Consider the following 20,827-nt stretch of genomic DNA (forward strand, 5'->3'; position numbering starts at 1 on the left):
ATATCAGCTTATTTTTTACTCCAAAAATCTTCTTTCTAAAACACGCTATCGTAACTCATATTTCTACAGTCCGGCAATAAGCAAAGACACACCTAGTTTACCAACTACATCTCTTACATCATTCTTCATAAGTTTCACAGAGTCGTTAATCTGTTTAGTATCTCTTCCAACACATAGTAAATCAATATTATTTTTTGTTAGATACTTTGACAAGTTCTCAATGGCGTTGCCTCCATCTTCAAAAACATAATCTATAGTCTTTAAATCACTAAAAGCGTCTTGATTCCTTTTGGCATGAAGTGACCCTTTACCAATTTTAAATGACTTTAAAGGTGGATTGATATTTTGAATTAATTGATCTTTAAATTCAATATCTAAAGGTTTTTCATTCTCCTCAAAAACACCTAAGGATAATTTTTTGTTTGGCTCTAAGGCATTCTCCTCGGCTGCAATAAAAACAGGTCCCTTATGATGCTTAAGAATAAACTGAGTCATATTATCACCTCCAAAATTCAGGATTTTATGTTTTCGTTTACCCAAAACAATAACATCTGGATTAATCTCCTCAATACGATGTGTTATTTCGTTTTTTACATTTCCAATTGAAGACTTATATTTTATTTTTAAACTATACTCCTCTGAAATTGAACTTAATAAGGTTTTTATTTTTTTTTCAGAAGCAGTAAACTCGCTGTTAATAGTTCTTATAGCGGAAAATTGATTGTCTTGTTTAATAACATCTGTTGGCTTCTGTACATGAAAAAATTCTATCACACCATCAATCATTTTAGCCAAACTCACCGTGCTCTTTAAAATCGATTTAGTTGAGCCCTTCAAATCAGATAACACTAAAATTTTATATTGGTCTTTTTTCATAACTGGTGATTTTAAGCCGTTTTAGGTCTTAGCTTGAAAAAATCAATAAAACTCTCTGGATTTTCAACAGTACCACGCTCCGAAATCAATTGAATATCAATATTCCTTTCTGTTGCCTTAAATGCAAAATCCTCTAAAATTTCAATAATGTCATTATCCAGGTACCTCGTTTTGGTTACATCTAATTCCAAATAGGTATCTCTAGGTAAACTATCTAACTCTTTAAGGATTGCCCCCTTATTAAAAAAGGTTACTTCTTCCGCAAGTGTCATTTTTATTCTATGCTTACCATTACTTTTATCCTCGATATGCAAGAAATGCGAATTCTGAAAGCTTTTTATTAAAATGACCACTATACCTACACCTAGTCCAAGACCAATTCCCCATAGTAAGTCTACAAATACAATTCCTAATATAGTAGCTGTAAAGGGCACCCATTGCTTCCAACCTAAACTAAACATTTGCTTAAAAGTTGAGGGTTTGGCTAGCTTATATCCTACAAGAAGAAGTATAGCCGCCAATACAGAAAGAGGAATCATATTTAATAATGTAGGAATCACTATAACCGATATAAGCAAGAAAAAACCATGAATAATCGCTGACATTTTTGACACGCCACCAGACTGAATATTAGCCGAACTTCTAACAATTACCTGAGTTATTGGCAGTCCTCCAATCAATCCTGAAATAATATTTCCGGTACCCTGAGCTAACAATTCACGATTTGTAGGTGTCACATTTTTATGAGGATCTAATTTATCTGTTGCTTCAACGCACAATAAGGTTTCTAAACTTGCCACCAGTGCAATTGTGAATGCAACAACCCAAATATCAGGATTAGTAATGGCACTAAAATTAGGAAAGCTAAACTGAGCGAAAAACGAGGCACTATCTTCGGGCACTGGCACACTTACCAAGTGCGTTTTCGCGATACTCAAAGTTTCATTTGATTGGGTTAAAATATAAAAAACAATACCCACAACCACGACAACCAGCGGACCTTGAATCAACTGAAATATCTTTGCCTTTTTTGAAAGCACCTTTTCCCAAAGAATTAAAATAGCCAGTCCAACTATTCCTATTATTGCGGAACCAGGGGTTATAAATTTTAAAGTTCTAAACAAATCTGAAAACGTGTTTTCTCCATCTACCTGAAAAAAGGCAAAATCGCCTTCGGGATCGGCATCATAACCAAAAAAATGAGGTATTTGCTTTAAGATAATTATGATCCCTATTCCAGTAAGCATCCCTTTGATAACAGAAGACGGGAAATAATACCCGATAATTCCAGCTCTCAATACTCCAAATAGTAATTGAATTACTCCTCCTAAAACTACAGCTACCAAAAAATTTTGGTAGCCTCCTAAAGCCCCAATAGCAGTCAAAACAATAGCTGCCAAACCAGCAGCTGGCCCACTAACACCAATATTGGAACCACTTAATGCGCCTACCACTATACCACCAACAATACCAGCAATTAACCCCGAAAACAGAGGAGCGCCACTAGCTAATGCAATCCCCAAACACAATGGCAAAGCCACAAAAAATACAACAATACTAGCTGGTAAATCTTTTTTAATCGTTTTAAACATATTATAATAAATTATTCTTTTGAAATACTTAAGTATTTCAAAAGTTGTTAAAAATTAAGCCTCAGACCGTTTGTTTCCTTTAAGCAGTCCTGATAATCTAAAAAATTATACTATGAATAATTCTGGTGGCGGGGAAATAAGATTTAAATGTGGTTTAGGGTACTTCTTGAAAAAGTAAACCAAATTATTTTCAGTTTCATTTAGGTCAAGATCTGATAATGCTTTGGAAAAATCAAAAAGCAATAGCTCTTTATCTTTATTTTTTTCATGACTTTTTTCTTCCTCTTCAGTAGAAGAATAAAACATAGATACATCAACAGAATCATCAATAATCATTATAACCGTTGGCGCTATAACAAATAGCATGAACAGTGCTGATAATGATATTGAAATAACTTGTTTTGTCACAAAAAAATGGTTTAAGAATATAAATATAGAGTTTTTGTTCAGTTTTTGCTAAAAGTTATTTAACAATTTAATGTCTTCAGAAGCCACCCATCCTATTTTACCATCAGCCAATTTAATTTTTTGCCAATTATTATAGGTCTCTAGTACCTGTACTTTTGTTCCTTCATGAAGTCTAAACGCCTCCTCTCCATTTGGATTAGGTGTGTTCCTAACTTTGCTTTCCTGAATAAAAATAATGGCAGGGTTGTTTTTATTATCTAAGTTATATTTATGAAAAGCAAAAGCCAGAGTTACACAAACCAATAATAAGGTAGCCAAACTGCCAATAAAAGTAAGACGCTTTCTAAGTGTAGTATATGAAAAGTAATAGATTAAAAACAATATCACAAAACAAAACACCAAAACTACAGATACTATAGCCCAAGAATCGAAGGACAGCTCATTTGCGACAGTCTTCAATACTTTTGCAAGTCCAGCCTCTGGGATCACATCTATAACATCAATAGTCATATTTCTGGCAAAAGCTAGATTATGTTTGATGTCCGCATCATTAGGTTCTAGAATTAAGGCTTTCTCGTAAAAATATATACTTGGGGCTATATTATTTAACTTATAATTCGCATTACCCAAATTAAAATATACCTCTGCAGAGTGTTGCCCACTTTCAAGAATTGCCTGGTAATTATCGATAGCCTCGGCGTATTTACCATCATTATAAAAGGCATTGGCTTTCTCAAATAAATCTTGAATTTGAGCATATCCGCCAATTGTAAACAAAAACGATATGATGTATAAAATATGTTTCATTTTAACGTGCTTGTTTATCAATTAAAGAAATAGTTTTACTAGCTTTTTCATAATCTGCTTGCATAGTCACGATATCTATAGGCGTATAACGTGCTAACTCACAATTTTCTAATATACCATTGAAGTCCTTAATTACTTCACCTTCCACATTTCTCTCAAGAAGTAATTCTGTGATTTTATCTTTACTTAATTCATTAGTTTCAATATGCAATTTCGCTTTTAAATAGTTATGCAAAGCCTTTTCTAAGGCAATGTAAAACTCCTCTTTTTTTCCTAAAGATTTTTTCGCACCTTTTAAATATTTTCTCGCCAATTTATCGGCTTTTCTAATTCTATTTCCATATACATCAGCATCTCGAACCTCTTTCTTTTTGCGGATTACAATTGCTAAAGGAATTGCTAAAAACGGAAGTAATAATAAACTCCAAAATGATTGTGTTTTAAAGAAATGACTTTGTTTAACCTCTGTAAAACTGGATTTAGTTTTTATAAATGCAAACAGATCGCTATTAAGCACTACAGCTTGTTTATTTCCACCTGAAATAGTATTGTTTTCATTAGTTCCAGCAACGCTTGAAGGACCATTTAAAACATTAATTACAATCTCATCTGAAGACAATCTCTTGTAAGATTCTGTTTTTAAATCAAAATATGAAAATGAAATACTTGGTATAGGGTATTTACCTTTAAACTGAGGTACTACGGTATAACTATCTGATATACTTCCTTGCATTCCTGCAAGATTTGTTTTCACTTTCTCGTTATGTTCAGGTTCATAAACCTCTAGAGAGCTTGGTAAAGATATTTTAGGTAATTTAAATAGTTTCAAGTTTCCATTACCTTTTACAGCAACCTTCAATTGTAAAGATTCTGTTGCGTCTAATTCTGTTTTGGAAGCATCAACATTAAAAGTAAAGTTTCCAACTGCTCCTGTAAAATCTAGTGGTTTTCCAACTTCGGGAAGTGGTTTTACATTAATAGTTTTTCTCCCAGCAGAAACTGTCTTATTCGCTCTACTCATTAAAACACTACCAAAAATATCCCGTCTATTTGTAGGTACCCTTAATGAAATATCTAAACTTAATGGCTCAATATCTAGTCTACCTGTTTTTTGCGGATATAATACCGCCTTTTTATATACTACGTAACGGTAATCCTCACCATTATATGTTCCACTTTGAATTTTTTGATTTTGAGTATCAATATTTTGACTCCAAAAATCATTAAACCTTGGAGTATCAATTTCGTTTACGTTATCAACTGCTATTTTATGAGAGATATATAATTTATAAACCACAGTAATGGCCTCATTTAAATAGGGCTTAGTATCTGAAACCTCAGCTACTAAATGGATATTTTGAGATGCCAAGTAATTGGGGTCATTGGGGTCTTTTGGAATTTCGACAGCCGCGGTAACCTCAATTCTTATCGGTGTTGTTTTATACACATTATCATCTATCTCTATTTTCGCTTGTGCTATATTAAAAACCCCTCGTTTTTTTGGAGCAAGCCAATAGCTATACGTTTTCTTATAAGATCTAACACCATTAATCCATGAGTTACTTACTGATTGGTTTGGGCCACCCAAAACCGTAAACATAGAAAAATCTGGTGGTGTAAAATGATCGCCATCCTGATTCATCACAAAATCAATACGTAAGCGCTCGTTAATCCCTAACTTTTGCTTACTTACTTTCGCAACAAATTCGACCTCTTGTGCGAATGAAGCACTTATAAAAAGTATAAATAGTAATGCTGATATGTGTTTAAAAAACTTCATTTGTAATTAGCGAGATCTCCTTATTTGAAGAAACAACAAAACTATAAAATTTACCAATCTTTCTCCGTTTTTATTCTAACGCCTTTTTGCTTTTCAGCATTCATTTTTTCCTGCACTTTTTGCTCTTGATTATTCATAGCTTCTAGCAGGTTTTTTATTTGCTGAGGAGATAATTGCCCTGGTTGTGGTTGTGGCTTTTGAGGCTGTTCTTTCTTTTCTTCATTACCCTTTCCATCATCTTTCTTATCGTCTTCTGGCTTACCTTCTTCATCCTTCTCATCTTCACCTTCTTTTTCTTCCTCGTCTCCTTTGTCCTCTTGATCGTCTTTATTATCGCCCTCTTTATCTTTATTTTCTTGATCTTCTTTTTGATCCTTGTCGTCTTTATTCTCGTCGTCTTGATCTTGATCTTGATTCTGATCGTCTTGCTGTTTCTGTTCTTCTGCACAAGCTTTAGCGACACTTAAATTATATCGTGTTTCATCGTCTGTAGGATCATTTCGTAAAGCGCTTTTATAAGCTTCAACAGCCTCCTTACATTTTTCACTCTGCATCAACACATTACCAATGTTATGGAAAGCTTTATGTTTCTCACTTTTAGAACCGGATGCTTTAGCTGCTTGTTCTAAACGAAATAAGGCTTCAACAGGACTACCGTTTTTAATATATGCATTAGCCAAATTATATGCGCCGGCAACAGAAGTGGATTGTTCTGAAATCGCTTTTCTGTATTCCATTTCTGCAGAAATAAAATCGTCTTCAATTAAATTATTCCCTTCATAAACATGATTATTAGCTTTTTTCATAGCCAAGGCTTGTTGCTTATCTTCTTCTTGCGAAAAAGAAAAAAGCGACACGCATAATATTAAAAATGTTATTAAACCTTTCATTTTTTATTTCTAAAGTATAAAACCTTCTCTTTTATATGAGTTAAAGAAGTTATAAATAATAACATCTGCTCATTAATTTATAAATTCTCATTAAAGAGATTTAACTTTTTTAACCACTTTGTTTTACGTTCTAAAAGGAAAACATCCAATAACAAGAAAAAGATTCCGAAACCTAAAAACCATTGAAACTGATCTTTAAAATCTGCAAATTGTTTGGCTTCAAACTCCGTTTTATCCATAGCATTCAAAATCTCACGAACACTTTCTACCACTTCATTAGTATTTCTTCCATTAATGTAAACACCGTTAGCTTCACTCGCTATTTCTTTTAGCGTATCTTCATTTAATTTGGTAATAACTGTTTCCCCTTGACTATCTTTTTTATAATTTAAAACAACGCCATTTCGCTTTTCTGGAATAGGCCCTCCTTTTAAATCTCCAACACCAATAGTAAAAATTCTAATACCTTCCTCATTGGCTTCTTCTGCTACAGCTGCTGAAGCCTCACTATGATCTTCGCCGTCAGAAATAATTATCAGAACACGATTCGTCTGTTCTTCATTATCAAAATAGGTTCTAGATAATTTTATAGCCTCATTAATAGCAGTTCCTTGTGATGACAACATATCGGTGTTCATGCTTTGTAAAAACATTTTAGCCGAAGCATAGTCTGTCGTTATTGGCAATTGTGGGAACGCTTTTCCTGCATAAGCAATAATACCAATACGGTCGCTAGCTAAATTATTAATGATCTGCGTGACCAACTGCTTAGATTTCTCTAACCTATTGGGCGCAATGTCTTCGGCTAACATACTTTTGGAAACATCGACCGCAAAAACAATATCTACACCTTCTCTTTTTACAGTTTCAAGCTTGGTTCCTATTTTTGGGTTCACCAAAGCAATAGCAAGACAAAAGAATGCCAAACTTAATACCAAAACCTTTAAAGCACCCTTAAATATTGATCTGTTAGGACTTAACCTTTTCAGTAATTTTTTATCTGCAAATTTATTTTGAGCCTTATACCTCCAAAATTGGAGCACCAAAAAGAGTAGAATTATTATTGGAATAATACCTAATGCCCAAAACCATATTTTTTCTTCCAATTGATACATATTCAGTCTTCAATTATGAATTCATTTATCTTCTCTTCAAAAACAATTATTACTTGTCTGGGTTTTTTAATTCTAACACCAATTTTTTTATAAACCCATACTCCTTCATTCTTATAAGCAGTAATATCTAGTTTACCTTTAGATTTACTTCCTTTTATTCTTATACTTGATATAATTGAATTATCATTATTAGAATATCTAGTTGTTCCTTCTAAAATAGCAAAGTTATCTATGGGTTCTATTGTTCCAAACAATTGCACTACATCTTTATTTTTCTTTACTTTTTCCAAAGCATTTTCGTAAAGTGAGGCATCATTATAGGCTTTCGCAACGGTTGTTATACCTTCTCCTACCTTTGTAGTTGATATTGTATATATCCCTAACATAAAAAACATAAATAATGGCAAAAGCCATTTCCAATTTCTAGCAAACCAACTTTTATATTCTATTAAGTCATTCATCTTTAAACAAAACTCCTAAAAACCGTGAACCTCAACAGCAATTCTAATAACAATAACAATCCTGCTAGAATTACCAATGATCTATATTTTTCATCGTAATTATAAAACTTAAACTCTTCTATTTCGGTTTTTTCTAGTTTGTTGATCTCTTCATAAATCTCTTCAAGCTTCTTATTGTTGGTAGCTCTAAAATATTTACCACCAGTAGCATCTGCTATTTCTTTCAGTAATTCTTCATCTATCTCTACCTGCGCTCGTGCGTACTGGAAATTTCCGTTTTGTAATATAGCAACGGGTGTTAAAGCCATTCCGTTAGTACCTAGACCAATGGTATATGTTTTAATCCCATATTCTACAGCTAATTCACTAGCTATTTTAGGATCAATAAACCCTGAATTATTGACCCCATCAGTTAATAAAATAATCACCTTACTCGTTGCCTTGCTATCTTTTAATCGGTTAACAGAGGTCGCCAAGCCCATGCCAATTGCCGTACCACCTTCTATAATGGTGTTATATTTAATACCTTTTAAAGAACGCAGCACAATACCTTTATCACTTGTTATAGGCGTTTTGGTGTAACTTTCACCAGCGTATTCTACCAACCCAATTCTGTCATTTGGTCTTCCTTTAATAAACTCAGCTGCTACCTTTTTCAAAGCTTCTAACCTATTTGGCGACAAGTCTTTCGCTAACATACTAGCCGATACATCAATAGCCATTACAATATCAATACCACGAGTTGTTTTTGTTTTTGTAGACACGTCAACAGCTTGTGGTCTTGCTAAGGCCATAATCAACAAGGCTAAAGCCAAAAGTCTTAATCCAAACAAAACGTGTCTTAATTTTGGTAAAACAGAATTGGTGACTTTAAAACCTTTTAAACTTGAAATTTTCAATTCTGCGGTTTGTTTTTGATGTTTTAAAACATACCACAACAAAGCAATAGGAAGCACAAGAAGCAACCAGAAAAACTCTTTATTTACAAATTCAATTCCTTCAAACATTATTCTTCTGCCTCTTTAAGTTCAACCGAATTCAAAATACGTTCTACCATTTGTTCTGCATAAACATCAGTCTGTTTATGGAAAATCATAATTTGTTGCATAATACCTTCAGCAGCAAAACCTAAAATAACATATTTCCCTTTTTCTACCTGATCGGTTTTCAAAACAGGCACATCCATAGTCCCATAAACTTTCAAACCTTCCGCACCATTAGGCGTAATAAACTTGTCTCTTTTAGTCAGAATATTTTGTGCCCCAACATTTTCAAACATTTTTAAACTACCATCAATAGCCTTTTCAATATCTATTTCACCTTGGCCAGCATTTTTAAGAGTTGTTGTTGCAACTATAATTTGAAACCTGTCTATCAAACTACCGTAACTAAACTGAGTCATCTCCATTTGCTGTGCTATCTCCTCAGGAAGCTCTGGAGTCGTTCTTTTTAAAACTTTTGGTGTCGCTATCGTTACTGGAGGAAAACCATACTGACTTGTAACCCAATCGCCTTCTAGTAATTCCTTACTATCATGACCGATAATGGTGTCTTTCACAAAATCAAATCCGAATTTAAGGGACAGTCCAGTCAGTGTTCCTAAAAGAAGAAATACACTAATTCCAACCGTTAACCATATTTTTTTACGTTTACTCTTGCGTTCTTGCTCTTCTCGGTATTGTTCATCTAGAAGCTTTTCTTCTTCAGTAGGTTCAGGTAAAGACTCTTTTACATGATCAATCTCCAAATCAATTGTTTGCCAATCCATTTTGGCCAATTCCACATCAGGAGCAGATTTTGCAAATTTTACTAAATCTGCACGCTTTAAAATGCTCTCTAAATTCTTTATATCTTCCTTACTAATATCAATTTGATTGCCTTCTTTTAAAAGACTAAGTCTCTCAATAAGCTCATTACTGGTACTTTCAAGAGCTTTATCATATACTTTTTCTTCTAGATACTTTCTGATAATAAATGTTAACTCAGAGTAATAATCTTTTAGGTTTTCATGTTCCAAATACGGGCTTTCATCTAGCTTTTTAAGCGCTAACTTTGCTCTATCATAAGGTGGTAATAAAGCAATTTCTTCCTCTTCTGTAAGTGGTTTTTTCCTCCAAATAAACCAGTATAATAACAAGGCTGCAACTCCTAAAATTAATAAAGCTAAGAGTACATATTTCCACCAATTGCTTCCTGATTTTTCAACTGTAATAATTGGTTTTATATCATACAAACCTTTCGTGCTGTCAATAACCACCGTATTAACCTCAACCTGTAGCGAATCGGTAAAAAATGTTTTATCGCCAACAATAATTTTTTGTCTAGGAATGGTATAGGACCCCGAATCAAATTGGGTTAATCCATACTTTTTTATCAGGTTGAACTTATCTTTATTTTTTAAAGTATCTATATCGTAAGATTCGATCATTTCTAGAGGTGAAAATGTTTGCCCCTCAGGAAAAACCACCAATTTAGATGAATCTGTTTCGACTTGAATATGATAGGTAATTTGCTCTCCTATTTTTATCGATGTAGAATCAATTGTAGATTTTACTTGAGAAAAAGAAAAACAAGACATTAGAAAAAAGAGCATAGTGAAAATGGTCCCAGTTGATAAACCCATCATAGAACATGTTCCTTTTATAAATCGTAATCCGTTAATCATAAATCACTATTCTTTTTAGCCTCTTCTTTTAAAATAGCCCAACAATTTTTTAACATAGCTTTCGTCCACACGACAATCAATAGCACCTGCTCCAGATTTGGTAAAACTCTCCTTATAATAAGCTACTTTTTCATTATAAAACTTAGCATAATTGGCTCTCACTTTTTTAGAAGCTGTATTAACAAGCATATATTCTCCTGTTTCTTCATCCTGCATTTGTACAATTCCTAAATTTGGAATATCCTCTTCTCGCTTATCAAAAACCCTAATACCTGTTACATCGTGTTTACCTGAAACAATCTTCATGGTTTGATGGTAGTTATCAGTTATAAAATCAGATAACACAAATACAATCGCTTTCTTTTTCATGACGTTCTGCATGAATTTTAAAGCTTCTGCTAAATTTGTTTGTTTACTTTCAGGTTGAAATTCTATAAGTTCTCTAATGATTCGAAGCACATGAGAACGTCCTTTTTTTGGAGGAATGTATAACTCTACTTTATCTGAAAACAGAATTAATCCTATTTTATCATTATTCTGGGTCGCCGAAAATGCCAACGTAGCAGCAATTTCAGTGACGACTTCATTTTTAAATTGATCTTCTGTACCGAACATTTCTGAACCAGAAACATCAACCATAAGCATCATGGTTAACTCACGCTCTTCTTCAAAAACTTTTACAAAAGGTTCATTGTAACGGGCAGTAACATTCCAATCAATATTTCTAACATCATCACCAAATTGATACTGACGTACCTCACTAAAAGTCATACCTCTACCTTTGAAAGTAGAGTGATATTCTCCTCCAAAAATGTGATCAGACAACCGTCGTGTCTTAATCTCAATTTTACGTACCTTTTTTAGTAATTCTTTAGTGTCCATTTTTCAATCATCATTAATATGCAAGCAACAATCAAGAAACTACTATGGCACCTCTATTTCGTTAACAATTTTATTGATGATATCTTCAGAAGTTACGTTTTCAGCTTCAGCTTCATAAGTAATACCTATTCTATGTCTTAACACATCATAAACTACAGCACGTACATCTTCAGGAATCACATAACCTCGTCTTTTAATAAAGGCATAACATTTTGCAGCGGTTGCTAAATTGATACTTCCACGAGGTGATGCGCCAAATGAGATTAGTGGTTTTAAATCTGGAAGTCTATATTTTTCAGGGTATCTCGTTGCAAAGATAATATCAAGAATATATTTCTCGATTTTCTCGTCCATATAAACCTCTCTAACTGCTTGTTGAGCTCTTAAAATTTGGTCTATAGATACCACTGCCTGCACTTTATCCCAAGCACCTTTAAGGTTTGCTCTCATGATTAATTGCTCTTCAGCAATTTTCGGATAATCAATTACCGTTTTTAACATAAAACGGTCAACCTGTGCTTCCGGCAATGGATAAGTTCCTTCTTGTTCTACAGGGTTCTGAGTCGCCATTACTAAAAATGGTTTATCTAAAGGAAATGTTTCATCTCCAATTGTTACTTGTTTCTCCTGCATAGCCTCTAACAAAGCAGACTGCACTTTTGCCGGTGCTCTATTAATCTCATCTGCCAATACAAAGTTGGCAAAAATAGGCCCTTTCTTTATCGAGAAATCATTAACCTTCATATTATATATTAATGTACCCGTAACATCTGCTGGCAACAAATCCGGTGTAAATTGTATTCTACTAAAACTACCATCAACAGCTTGTGAGAGTGTGTTAATGGCCAATGTTTTTGCTAATCCAGGAACACCTTCTAATAAGATATGTCCTCTTCCTAATAAACCTATTAGTAAACGTTCAACCATGTGTTTTTGACCCACAATGACTTTATTCATTTCTAACATCAACAAATCTACAAAAGCACTTTCCTTTTCAATTTTCTCGTTAATCGACTTGATATCAATTGTACCTGTTTCTTCCATCATTTTTTATTTTATTAAAAGCCCGAATATACAGTCCTTATTTGAGCATTGCAAATTGTTAAAATTTTTATTGTAATGATGTTAAAAATTGGTTAAAAATATTAAGAAGCCTCAATAGGAATCACATTTAACAAATCATTATTATAAGTTTATCTTAAATGCCCCATGATTAATTAATAATTTTAAAAAGAGCTTCGACTTCCAATTCCTTTTGAGTAGTTTTATAGAGTATTAGTTTATTCATCTCTAAACTTAAAATATGAAAGAAACGGCATTAATTACTGGAGCCACCAGCGGTATTGGAGAAGCAACAGCTTATGAATTTGCAAAGCAAGGCATTCATCTCGTGTTATGTGGGAGACGCTTAGAAAGACTAAACACTATAAAAGCTGCTTTAAATCGCCTTACCAAAGTGCACATCCTTAATTTTGATATTAGAGATAAAGAAGAAACACTAATAGCAATAAAATCCCTTCCGAAGGAATTCAAGTGTATTGATATACTAATTAATAATGCAGGGAATGCTCATGGTTTAGACCCTATTGAAGATGGCAGTATTGATGACTGGGATGCCATGATGGATATTAATGTAAAAGGTTTGCTTTATGTTAGCAAGGCTATTATTCCTCAAATGACTAAACGAAAATCTGGGCATATTATTAATATCGGGTCATCGGCAGGTAAGGAAGTTTACCCAAAAGGTAATGTATATTGCGCTAGTAAGCATGCTGTTCTAGCCTTAACCGAGGGTATGCGTATTGATTTAAATCCATATGGTATAAAAGTAGGAGCGGTTAGTCCGGGATTAGTAGAAACTGAGTTTTCAAAAGTACGTTTTAAAGGTGATGCTAAGGCAGACTTAGCTTATCAAGGCTATAAAGCTTTAGAAGCTAAAGACATTGCTGAAATTATATATTTTGTTGTTTCTAGACCTTACCATGTTAATATTGCCGATTTGCTAGTATTTCCAACCGCACAGGCCAACAGTGTTACATTAAAAAAATTATAAATAAATGTACTAGGGCTTCCCAATGATTAATAAACGTCTACTTATAAAACACCTACTTGCTCATAATGATGAGAACAGTTTTTATGATAAAAAACGTAAAATTAACATTAGCCATAAAGAGGGAAAAGCGAAATTTTTAAAACATGTCTGTGCACTTTCTAATAGCAATCCAAAAAACAACTCCTATATTGTTATTGGAGTTGAAGATACCGATAATAATATAATTGGCGTTGATTTTTTTGATGATAGTAAAATTCAAAACCTGATAAATGCTTATTTAAGCCATCCTCCCATTGTACAGTATGAAAACATTCCTTTTCCACATTTACCAGATGATAAGGTAGTTGGATTAGTAACCATACGTCCAATAGAAGAATTAACCTCATTAAGAAAAAACATTTGGAAATATTATGGCGGTTCCGTTTTTCTTAGAGATGGTAGCATGAGTATGCCTAAAGTTTTCGATATTAAAATTAAAGATGTTAATTCTAAAATCGTAGAGGCTATAGAAAAGCACGCTCAAAATAATATTGAACATACACTTAACGGCGTGTTTGATTTTATGAATAACCGGAAAGACTACAACGCAAAGTACAAAGTATTTAAAGAGTATTTTGTGGTCTGTTGGGCAGGACAAAAAAAAATAGTTAAAGAGAACACCTTTTATTCTAGAGTGGATATTGAATTAATTAATGAACAGGTTCGACTATTCTTTTCAGCATTAGATGAAGTATCCATTGACTACAATGAAAATAGTTTCAAAATAATTGAATACGTGAATTTGGGCCTTCAAGGCTCTAATAAATACTATGAATTAGAGGAGACTAATATCACTTTTGAAGATAATGCCCAGTATAATATTGAAACTAAGCTATTATTTGAAGCCCCTCAATTTGACAAAAGAATATTACACCATATTTATAATAGCAACAATGCAATTCTTGAAAAACTAAAAAAAGGACTATCTCTTACAGAAACGGAAGAACAAGATTTAAAAAACCTTCCTGTAACCTATTTAATTTGCTATTTAAACTTATTCCATGATGCTTTAAGTAAACTAAACGAAGCTAAATCCCATCTAAAACACTATAATACTGAGACTTATAAGCTATACAAAGAAGCTCTTCGAATTTTAAGAAAAGTGAAATACAGTTAACATATGTTAATAAATTTAACTTTAAATTAACCTTAAGGACATCTACTTACAAAGAAATAGATTACATTTGCACTGCTATTAATCTTTTTTAGATATAAACCTTGTCTCTTAATTGAGTTTTCAATTTTGGTCAAGGTTTTTTTTATGTCTTAAATAAAGTCTAGTTGGTTAAAAGATTTATTTAAAATAGTTTGGTCATCTATATCCAGCCATTTATTCAATACTGTGGCATAAATCGTTCTAAAATCTATTTCAAATTTCAAATCACCATTATCATCCAAATTACTCAAACTTGGAGCTTGGTTATATAATCCTTGCTTCTTCAAATGACTGCCTATTACAAAAACATTATTAGCCGTACCGTGGTCTGTCCCTACATTTGCATTTTGTTTTACACGTCTACCAAATTCAGAAAAAGTCAATACTAATGTATCTTTAAAAGAATGATTAGCTTTTAAATCTTCTACAAAACTCTCGATACCATCGGCATATGTTTTCAACAAACGTTTTTGTGTATTTAATTGATTTACATGCGTATCAAAACCTCCTAAAGAGGTGTAAAAAACTTTTGTATCTAATCCAGAATTTATAAACTGAGCAACTGTTTTTAGCTGTTTCCCAAATTTATTATCTGGATATTGCTGTAATGATGTTGCTGTTTTACTAGTCTCATAAATATACTTAGCTGAAGATTGCGCCTCGATCATTGTTTTGTATAAATACCCCAAATTGTGTTCACTTAAATGAGCATCATTTTGATGTCTGCTTATATTTTTAAAATATGGATCCTTTGATAAATTATGAAGAATCGCAGGATTTTGGGTGGCAATGCCATTAAACCTCTCTCCCTTTAGTGCTAACGATAAACTTTCATCTACTTCAATAGCAGAATAAGGTTGTTTTCCATAATGATCTAGGTAACGGCCTAACCAACCACTTTGCGAGAATTTATCAGAATCGGTAACTGTTTGCCAAATATCCATAGACCTGAAATGCGAACGCACCGGATTCGGGTAACCCACGTTATTTATTATAGACAAATACCCATTATCGTATAAGCGCTTTAAAGGAGTTAAGCTAGGATGTAAACCTAATTCATCATTTAGTCTTATCATTTGATTTTTAGGTATCGCTAAAGTAGGGCGCTCTTTGTAATACAAATCATTCCTAAAAGGCACCACTGTATTTAGCCCATCGTTACCTCCTGATAACTGAATAATTACCAAACGTTTAAATCCCAAATCGCTACTCGCTACTTGCTCAAAAGCCTTAACAAAGCTAGGAACAAAAAACAAACTACTTGCGAGCGACGACTGCTTTAAAAATTTTCTTCTATCCATAATTAACACATTTGATATTCTGGTAAGGACATAAGCTGAACACAGTATTCTCGTTTTGATACCTTATCTAAGGTCTTTAAATAATCGGCTGTCCTTTTACTTATTTTACAGCATAGCACATGTTCAGGTAAGTCTTCAATGTCAACATGAGTATAGGTTTTATTAAAACTATCCCATTTAACTTGAGTTTTAAACCGTTTCCCATATTGTTTTTTAAAAGCTTGCTTCTTTATAATCATCTGGTCTGAAGTACCGTTTTTTGCTTTTGATATATAGGCATCATTCAATAGTATTGATGGTAACTTTAAGCGTAAAACAATGGTATTGCTATCAATCCAACTTTTACCACCTTTCCAACCCGCTACATTTGGTGGGTTTAATAATATTTGTCCCAATTGTTTTTGAATAAATAATAATTGCTTTTCATTTTCAAAAGTAATTGGCACAAGCTTTTTCATTCCTACCAAATACTCAATAGGCGATTTAATTTTAGATCCTATATTTTCTTCATGATAAAACCAATCAGACATAAAAACAAATCTCATTAATTTTTCAATGTTATAATCTTCGTAAAAAACCTCCACCATTTTTTTAACATGGTTTTTATTCAAATTATCATTCACAAAATAACGGTATACTTTTTCACATATAAACTGCGCACATTGCTTTTGTTCTAGAATAATATCAATAATATCATCACCACTAAAGTTACCCGTTTTACCAAAAAAAGTTTTAATAGTTTCATCATGTTGACGCTTTCTAAAAACGAAAACGCCTTTTGAATTATGGCTATATCCAGTAAAGGCTTTCGCACTTTCTTTAATATCATTTTCAGAGTAATGTCCTTCTCCCAGCGTGAATAATTCCATAAGTTCCCTAGCAAAATTTTCATTGGGTTTTAACTTTCTATTCTGTTTGGTATTTAGATATTTTGTCATTGCTGCTTCTTTAGACATGTTTTTAACAAAATCGCTAAAGTTCCCCAAAGCATTTTCACGAAGCATGTTATTAAAGTTTTGAATATAAATGACATTGTTGTCTTCACAAACGAAAACATTTGCCCAAAACAACGTCATCTTCTCTCGCAGCATAGCTCTTGAAGAGGTTAATTGATCTATCCATTTTACATTCAATTCAATTATTTTCGCTCTACTTAGCTTTTGAACTTTTCTTCTGCTTTCAGGAGATAATTTCTCCTCATTTTTGATGACAGCAATAATTTCCGAAGTATCAACATCAAGACGCATTGTTTGTTTTGAATTGTCAAACAATTGATTTACTATTTCTTTTCTAGTTTTTTTGGAAAACTCTCTTAATTCGTCTGGAGAGGCTCCAAATCCTGACCTCCAATATAAATGCTGAACGTTATTGCGATTCATAAGAAATAATATTTGACGTGTGATTTTAGACCATCTAGAATCAAAAAGGTTTAACCACGGGTATATTTAAGGCAAAAAAACCGTTTCAAATTACGAAACGGTTTTTCAATAACACTTAACAGCTCTATAAATCAAACTTTATACCCTGAGCCAAGGGCAATTCTGTGGTATAATTGATAGTATTTGTTTGTCTTCTCATATAAACTTTCCAAGCATCAGATCCAGATTCACGACCTCCACCAGTTTCTTTTTCACCCCCAAAGGCCCCTCCAATTTCAGCGCCAGAAGTTCCAATATTTACATTGGCAATACCACAATCGCTTCCAGCGTGGGATAGAAATTGTTCGGCTTCTCTCAAATTATTTGTCATAATTGCAGAAGATAGTCCTTGTGCCACCTCATTTTGAATGGCTATTGCATTTTCAATTGGACCTGTATATTTCAATAAATAAAGAACTGGAGCAAAAGTTTCATGTTGTACAATTTCAAAATCAGGTTTAGCCTCAGCAATGGCAGGTTTGACATAACAACCGCTTTCATAACCTAGCCCCGAAAGCACACCGCCTTCAACTATAATATTTCCGCCTTCCTGTACGACCTTTTCTAAAGCTTCAGTATACATCTTAACGGCATCCGTATCAATTAAAGGACCTACATGATTGTTTTCGTCTAACGGGTTACCAATTCGCAATTGTTTATAAGCATCAACAAGAGCATTTTTAACTTTATCATAAACAGACTCATGAATAATTAATCGACGTGTTGATGTACAACGTTGACCCGCAGTTCCTACAGCACCAAATACCGCACCGATTATGGTCATTTTTATATCCGCATCGGGTGTCACGATAATAGCGTTATTCCCTCCTAGTTCCAAAAGAGATTTTCCTAATCGTCCTGCCACTTCTTTTGCCACAATTTTACCCATTCTAGTAGAACCAGTTGCCGAGATTAATGGCACTCGGGTATCTTTTGTCATCAACTCACCAACTTTATAATCGCCATTTATTAAACAAGAAATACCTTCTGGTAAATTATTTTCAGCAAAAACCTCGGCAGCAATATTTTGACAAGCCACACCACACATTGGTGTTTTTTCAGAAGGTTTCCAAATGCAAACATCTCCACAAATCCATGCTAGCGCAGTATTCCAAGCCCAAACAGCAACAGGAAAATTAAAAGCAGAAATAATACCAACAACACCAAATGGATGGTACTGCTCATACATACGGTGCCCTGGGCGCTCAGAGTGCATGGTTAAACCGTGAAGTTGACGGGATAACCCAACTGCAAAATCGCAGATATCAATCATTTCTTGAACTTCTCCAAGCCCTTCTTGATAGCTTTTACCCATTTCATAAGAAACCAGTTTACCTAGAGCCTCTTTTTTTTCGCGCAACTTATCACCAAACTGACGTACAATTTCTCCACGTTGCGGGGCCGGCATTACTCGCCATACTTGAAATGCAGAAGTTGCAGCAGTCATAACCTTTTTATAATCTGCTTGAGTTGTTGTTTTTACTTTGCCAATTAATTGTCCGTCAACAGGGGAAAAAGACTCAATAATTTCGCCTCCAGAAAAATTATTTGAGCCTGTTGAAGTGCCTTCATTTATAGCTTGAACTCCTAAAATTTGAAGTGCTTCATCTATACCAAAGTTAAGCGCTACTGTACTCATAAATTATTGATTCATTAGATATTTTAACATTATTTGCGAATATAATAATTAAAACTGGTATTTATTAAAATTAACCAATTATAAAATCATTAACTTTAAAGTCAAATTAAATCTATTATTCTCATGGATAAGCTTTTATATTTCATTGCAGTTTTAGTGATTTTCTCATCATGCCAAAATGAACAAAAAACAAAATCTGCATCTACAGAAAAAATACCAGAAGAAGCTAAGTTCTCAATCGTTATCCATGGAGGAGCAGGAACAATAAAAAAAGAAAACATATCAGCAGAGCGTGAAGCAGATTATCGCAAAAAATTAGAAGAAGCAATAAAAGTTGGCTATACCATATTGAAAAACGGAGGTTCGAGTCTAGACGCCGTTGAAAAAACCATTAATGTTTTAGAAGATTCTCCTCTTTTTAATGCTGGTAGAGGAGCGGTACTAACTTATGAAGGCATCAATGAACATGACGCATCCATTATGGATGGAAATAGTTTAAATGCAGGAGCTTCTGCTGGAACAAGAATAGTAAAAAACCCAATTGGTTTAGCCCGTGAAGTGATGGATAATTCACCTCATGTTATGCTTTCAGGAAGAGGTGCAGAAACCTTTGCGCGTAAACAAGGTTTAAAAGTCGTTGAACCAAATTACTTTTTTACGGACAGCAAAAAGAAAGCTTTAGAACGTACTCAAGCCTCAGAAAAAAATAAAACAGTATCATTTTATGACTCAGATATAAAAGACTCTAAATTTGGAACTGTGGGTTGCGTTGCTTTAGATAAAAATGGGAATCTAGCAGCGGGAACCTCAACTGGAGGTATGACAAATAAACGCTGGGGACGTATTGGGGATTCGCCAATAATTGGGGCTGGAACCTATGCAAACAATAAAACTTGTGCGATATCAAGCACTGGTTGGGGCGAATTTTTTATAAGAGGTATGGTTGCTTATGATATTTCTGCTCTTATGGAATACAAAGGCCTATCTTTAAAAGAAGCAGCAAAACTTGTTATTCACAAAAAACTACCTGAATTGGGTGGTGATGGTGGTATTATTGCTGTAGATAGCCAAGGTAACATGGCCATGGAATTCAATACATCAGGCATGTTTAGAGCTACCATGAGCAACAAAGAGAAACTATATATTGGAATGTTTAAAGATTAGTTTATTCAATAATAAACGGGCTTATAATAATATATAGTGCAAAAAAACTAAAAGTTACACCCTCCTATTTTCTTAAAAACAATTGGGTGTAGTAGTATTGTCCAGCATCATTTTTAAGAGCGCTAATTCCAACATGCGTAAAATCTCCTTCTATATTCTTTTTATGTCCACTGCTATTTAACCAAGCTTCCATAACCTTTTCGGCAGTATTATATTTGTAAGCTACATTTTCACCAACTTTATTTGCTTTTTCCTCGTCAAAAAGACGCTCAAACCTTTCATCAGAATTATCATGACTCAGTTTCCCCTGATCAATCATAAATAACGTATGATCCTTAGCTAGTGATGCCGCAAATGAATTTGAAGCTAAAGCTGACTTTCCAATACTTTCTCTGTGTGTATTTACCAATTGAAGTATTTGAGCTTCTATGTTTACAGCATCTTCATTATTAGCTTCCTCCGGAATAGAAGTCTCATCCTTTGAACATGATATGCCAGAAATAATAACTGCAAAACATACCAAAAACATACGTGTTTTTAAATAAGCGGTTTTCATACTTTTAGATTTTGGGTGGTCAAAT

Annotated in this window: 19 protein-coding genes; 3 read left to right on the forward strand and 16 right to left on the reverse strand. The window is 33.5% G+C overall.

The features are described 5' to 3' along the window. Nucleotides 1-63 precede the first annotated feature (63 nt). From Q0857_RS02740 to Q0857_RS02795, 12 genes are all read right to left on the reverse strand, one after another. Nucleotides 64-876, reverse strand: a complete 813-nt coding sequence (locus Q0857_RS02740) for a universal stress protein (protein WP_298531770.1) — start codon at nucleotides 874-876, stop codon at nucleotides 64-66. Nucleotides 877-887: 11 nt separating this feature from the next. Further along, nucleotides 888-2,468 (reverse strand): SulP family inorganic anion transporter, encoded by a 1,581-nt coding sequence (locus Q0857_RS02745; RefSeq protein WP_298531772.1) that lies wholly within the window; start codon nucleotides 2,466-2,468, stop codon nucleotides 888-890. A gap of 105 nt (nucleotides 2,469-2,573) precedes the next feature. Continuing rightward, on the reverse strand, nucleotides 2,574-2,876 hold the full coding sequence (locus Q0857_RS02750) for a hypothetical protein (protein WP_298531775.1): 303 nt from the start codon (nucleotides 2,874-2,876) through the stop codon (nucleotides 2,574-2,576). Nucleotides 2,877-2,924: 48 nt separating this feature from the next. Beyond that, the gene (locus Q0857_RS02755) at nucleotides 2,925-3,683 is read right to left on the reverse strand and encodes a tetratricopeptide repeat protein (protein ID WP_298531778.1); all 759 of its coding nucleotides are present in this window, start codon (nucleotides 3,681-3,683) and stop codon (nucleotides 2,925-2,927) included. Nucleotide 3,684: 1 nt separating this feature from the next. Beyond that, a complete protein-coding gene (locus Q0857_RS02760; RefSeq protein WP_298531781.1) occupies nucleotides 3,685-5,463 on the reverse strand; it encodes a BatD family protein in 1,779 nt (592 codons plus the stop codon). Between the two features lie 50 nt (nucleotides 5,464-5,513). Then, nucleotides 5,514-6,353: a tetratricopeptide repeat protein gene (locus tag Q0857_RS02765; protein ID WP_298531784.1), complete on the reverse strand. Its 840-nt coding sequence runs from the start codon at nucleotides 6,351-6,353 to the stop codon at nucleotides 5,514-5,516. A gap of 77 nt (nucleotides 6,354-6,430) precedes the next feature. After that, nucleotides 6,431-7,468 (reverse strand): VWA domain-containing protein, encoded by a 1,038-nt coding sequence (locus tag Q0857_RS02770; RefSeq protein WP_298531788.1) that lies wholly within the window; start codon nucleotides 7,466-7,468, stop codon nucleotides 6,431-6,433. A 2-nt stretch (nucleotides 7,469-7,470) separates the two neighbouring features. Continuing rightward, nucleotides 7,471-7,929, reverse strand: coding sequence for a cytochrome c oxidase assembly factor Coa1 family protein (locus Q0857_RS02775; RefSeq protein ID WP_298531791.1), 459 nt, complete (start codon nucleotides 7,927-7,929; stop codon nucleotides 7,471-7,473). Nucleotides 7,930-7,931: 2 nt separating this feature from the next. Beyond that, on the reverse strand, nucleotides 7,932-8,936 hold the full coding sequence (locus tag Q0857_RS02780; RefSeq protein WP_298531795.1) for a VWA domain-containing protein: 1,005 nt from the start codon (nucleotides 8,934-8,936) through the stop codon (nucleotides 7,932-7,934). Continuing rightward, nucleotides 8,936-10,594, reverse strand: coding sequence for a hypothetical protein (locus Q0857_RS02785; protein WP_298531798.1), 1,659 nt, complete (start codon nucleotides 10,592-10,594; stop codon nucleotides 8,936-8,938). The genes Q0857_RS02780 and Q0857_RS02785 overlap by 1 nt, the downstream gene beginning before the upstream one ends. Before the next feature lie 15 nt (nucleotides 10,595-10,609). Continuing rightward, nucleotides 10,610-11,476 carry a DUF58 domain-containing protein gene (locus Q0857_RS02790; RefSeq protein WP_298531801.1) on the reverse strand — a complete coding sequence of 289 codons (867 nt, stop codon included), beginning with the start codon at nucleotides 11,474-11,476 and terminating at the stop codon, nucleotides 10,610-10,612. A gap of 42 nt (nucleotides 11,477-11,518) precedes the next feature. Beyond that, a complete protein-coding gene (locus Q0857_RS02795) occupies nucleotides 11,519-12,520 on the reverse strand; it encodes a MoxR family ATPase (protein ID WP_298532168.1) in 1,002 nt (333 codons plus the stop codon). 259 nt (nucleotides 12,521-12,779) lie between these two features. Here Q0857_RS02795 and Q0857_RS02800 point away from each other — a divergent pair, with 259 nt between their 5' ends. Together Q0857_RS02800 and Q0857_RS02805 are read left to right on the forward strand one after the other, a co-directional pair. Next, nucleotides 12,780-13,529, forward strand: coding sequence for an SDR family NAD(P)-dependent oxidoreductase (locus Q0857_RS02800; RefSeq protein ID WP_298531804.1), 750 nt, complete (start codon nucleotides 12,780-12,782; stop codon nucleotides 13,527-13,529). Between the two features lie 22 nt (nucleotides 13,530-13,551). Beyond that, nucleotides 13,552-14,685 carry an ATP-binding protein gene (locus Q0857_RS02805; RefSeq protein WP_298531807.1) on the forward strand — a complete coding sequence of 378 codons (1,134 nt, stop codon included), beginning with the start codon at nucleotides 13,552-13,554 and terminating at the stop codon, nucleotides 14,683-14,685. Nucleotides 14,686-14,834: 149 nt separating this feature from the next. On the opposite strand, the gene Q0857_RS02810 is transcribed toward Q0857_RS02805, so the two are convergent. The 3 genes from Q0857_RS02810 to Q0857_RS02820 form a co-directional block, all read right to left on the reverse strand. Continuing rightward, nucleotides 14,835-16,025: a DUF1501 domain-containing protein gene (locus Q0857_RS02810; protein WP_298531809.1), complete on the reverse strand. Its 1,191-nt coding sequence runs from the start codon at nucleotides 16,023-16,025 to the stop codon at nucleotides 14,835-14,837. A 2-nt stretch (nucleotides 16,026-16,027) separates the two neighbouring features. Beyond that, nucleotides 16,028-17,404: a DUF1800 domain-containing protein gene (locus Q0857_RS02815; RefSeq protein ID WP_298531812.1), complete on the reverse strand. Its 1,377-nt coding sequence runs from the start codon at nucleotides 17,402-17,404 to the stop codon at nucleotides 16,028-16,030. A 124-nt stretch (nucleotides 17,405-17,528) separates the two neighbouring features. After that, the gene (locus tag Q0857_RS02820) at nucleotides 17,529-19,082 is read right to left on the reverse strand and encodes an aldehyde dehydrogenase family protein (protein ID WP_298531815.1); all 1,554 of its coding nucleotides are present in this window, start codon (nucleotides 19,080-19,082) and stop codon (nucleotides 17,529-17,531) included. A 123-nt stretch (nucleotides 19,083-19,205) separates the two neighbouring features. Here Q0857_RS02820 and Q0857_RS02825 point away from each other — a divergent pair, with 123 nt between their 5' ends. After that, the gene (locus Q0857_RS02825; protein WP_298531818.1) at nucleotides 19,206-20,246 is read left to right on the forward strand and encodes an isoaspartyl peptidase/L-asparaginase family protein; all 1,041 of its coding nucleotides are present in this window, start codon (nucleotides 19,206-19,208) and stop codon (nucleotides 20,244-20,246) included. Nucleotides 20,247-20,310: 64 nt separating this feature from the next. On the opposite strand, the gene Q0857_RS02830 is transcribed toward Q0857_RS02825, so the two are convergent. Continuing rightward, nucleotides 20,311-20,802 (reverse strand): CAP domain-containing protein, encoded by a 492-nt coding sequence (locus Q0857_RS02830; protein ID WP_298531820.1) that lies wholly within the window; start codon nucleotides 20,800-20,802, stop codon nucleotides 20,311-20,313. Nucleotides 20,803-20,827 lie beyond the last annotated feature (25 nt).

Source organism: uncultured Algibacter sp., assembly GCF_947495925.1.
GTDB lineage: Bacteria > Bacteroidota > Bacteroidia > Flavobacteriales > Flavobacteriaceae > Algibacter_E.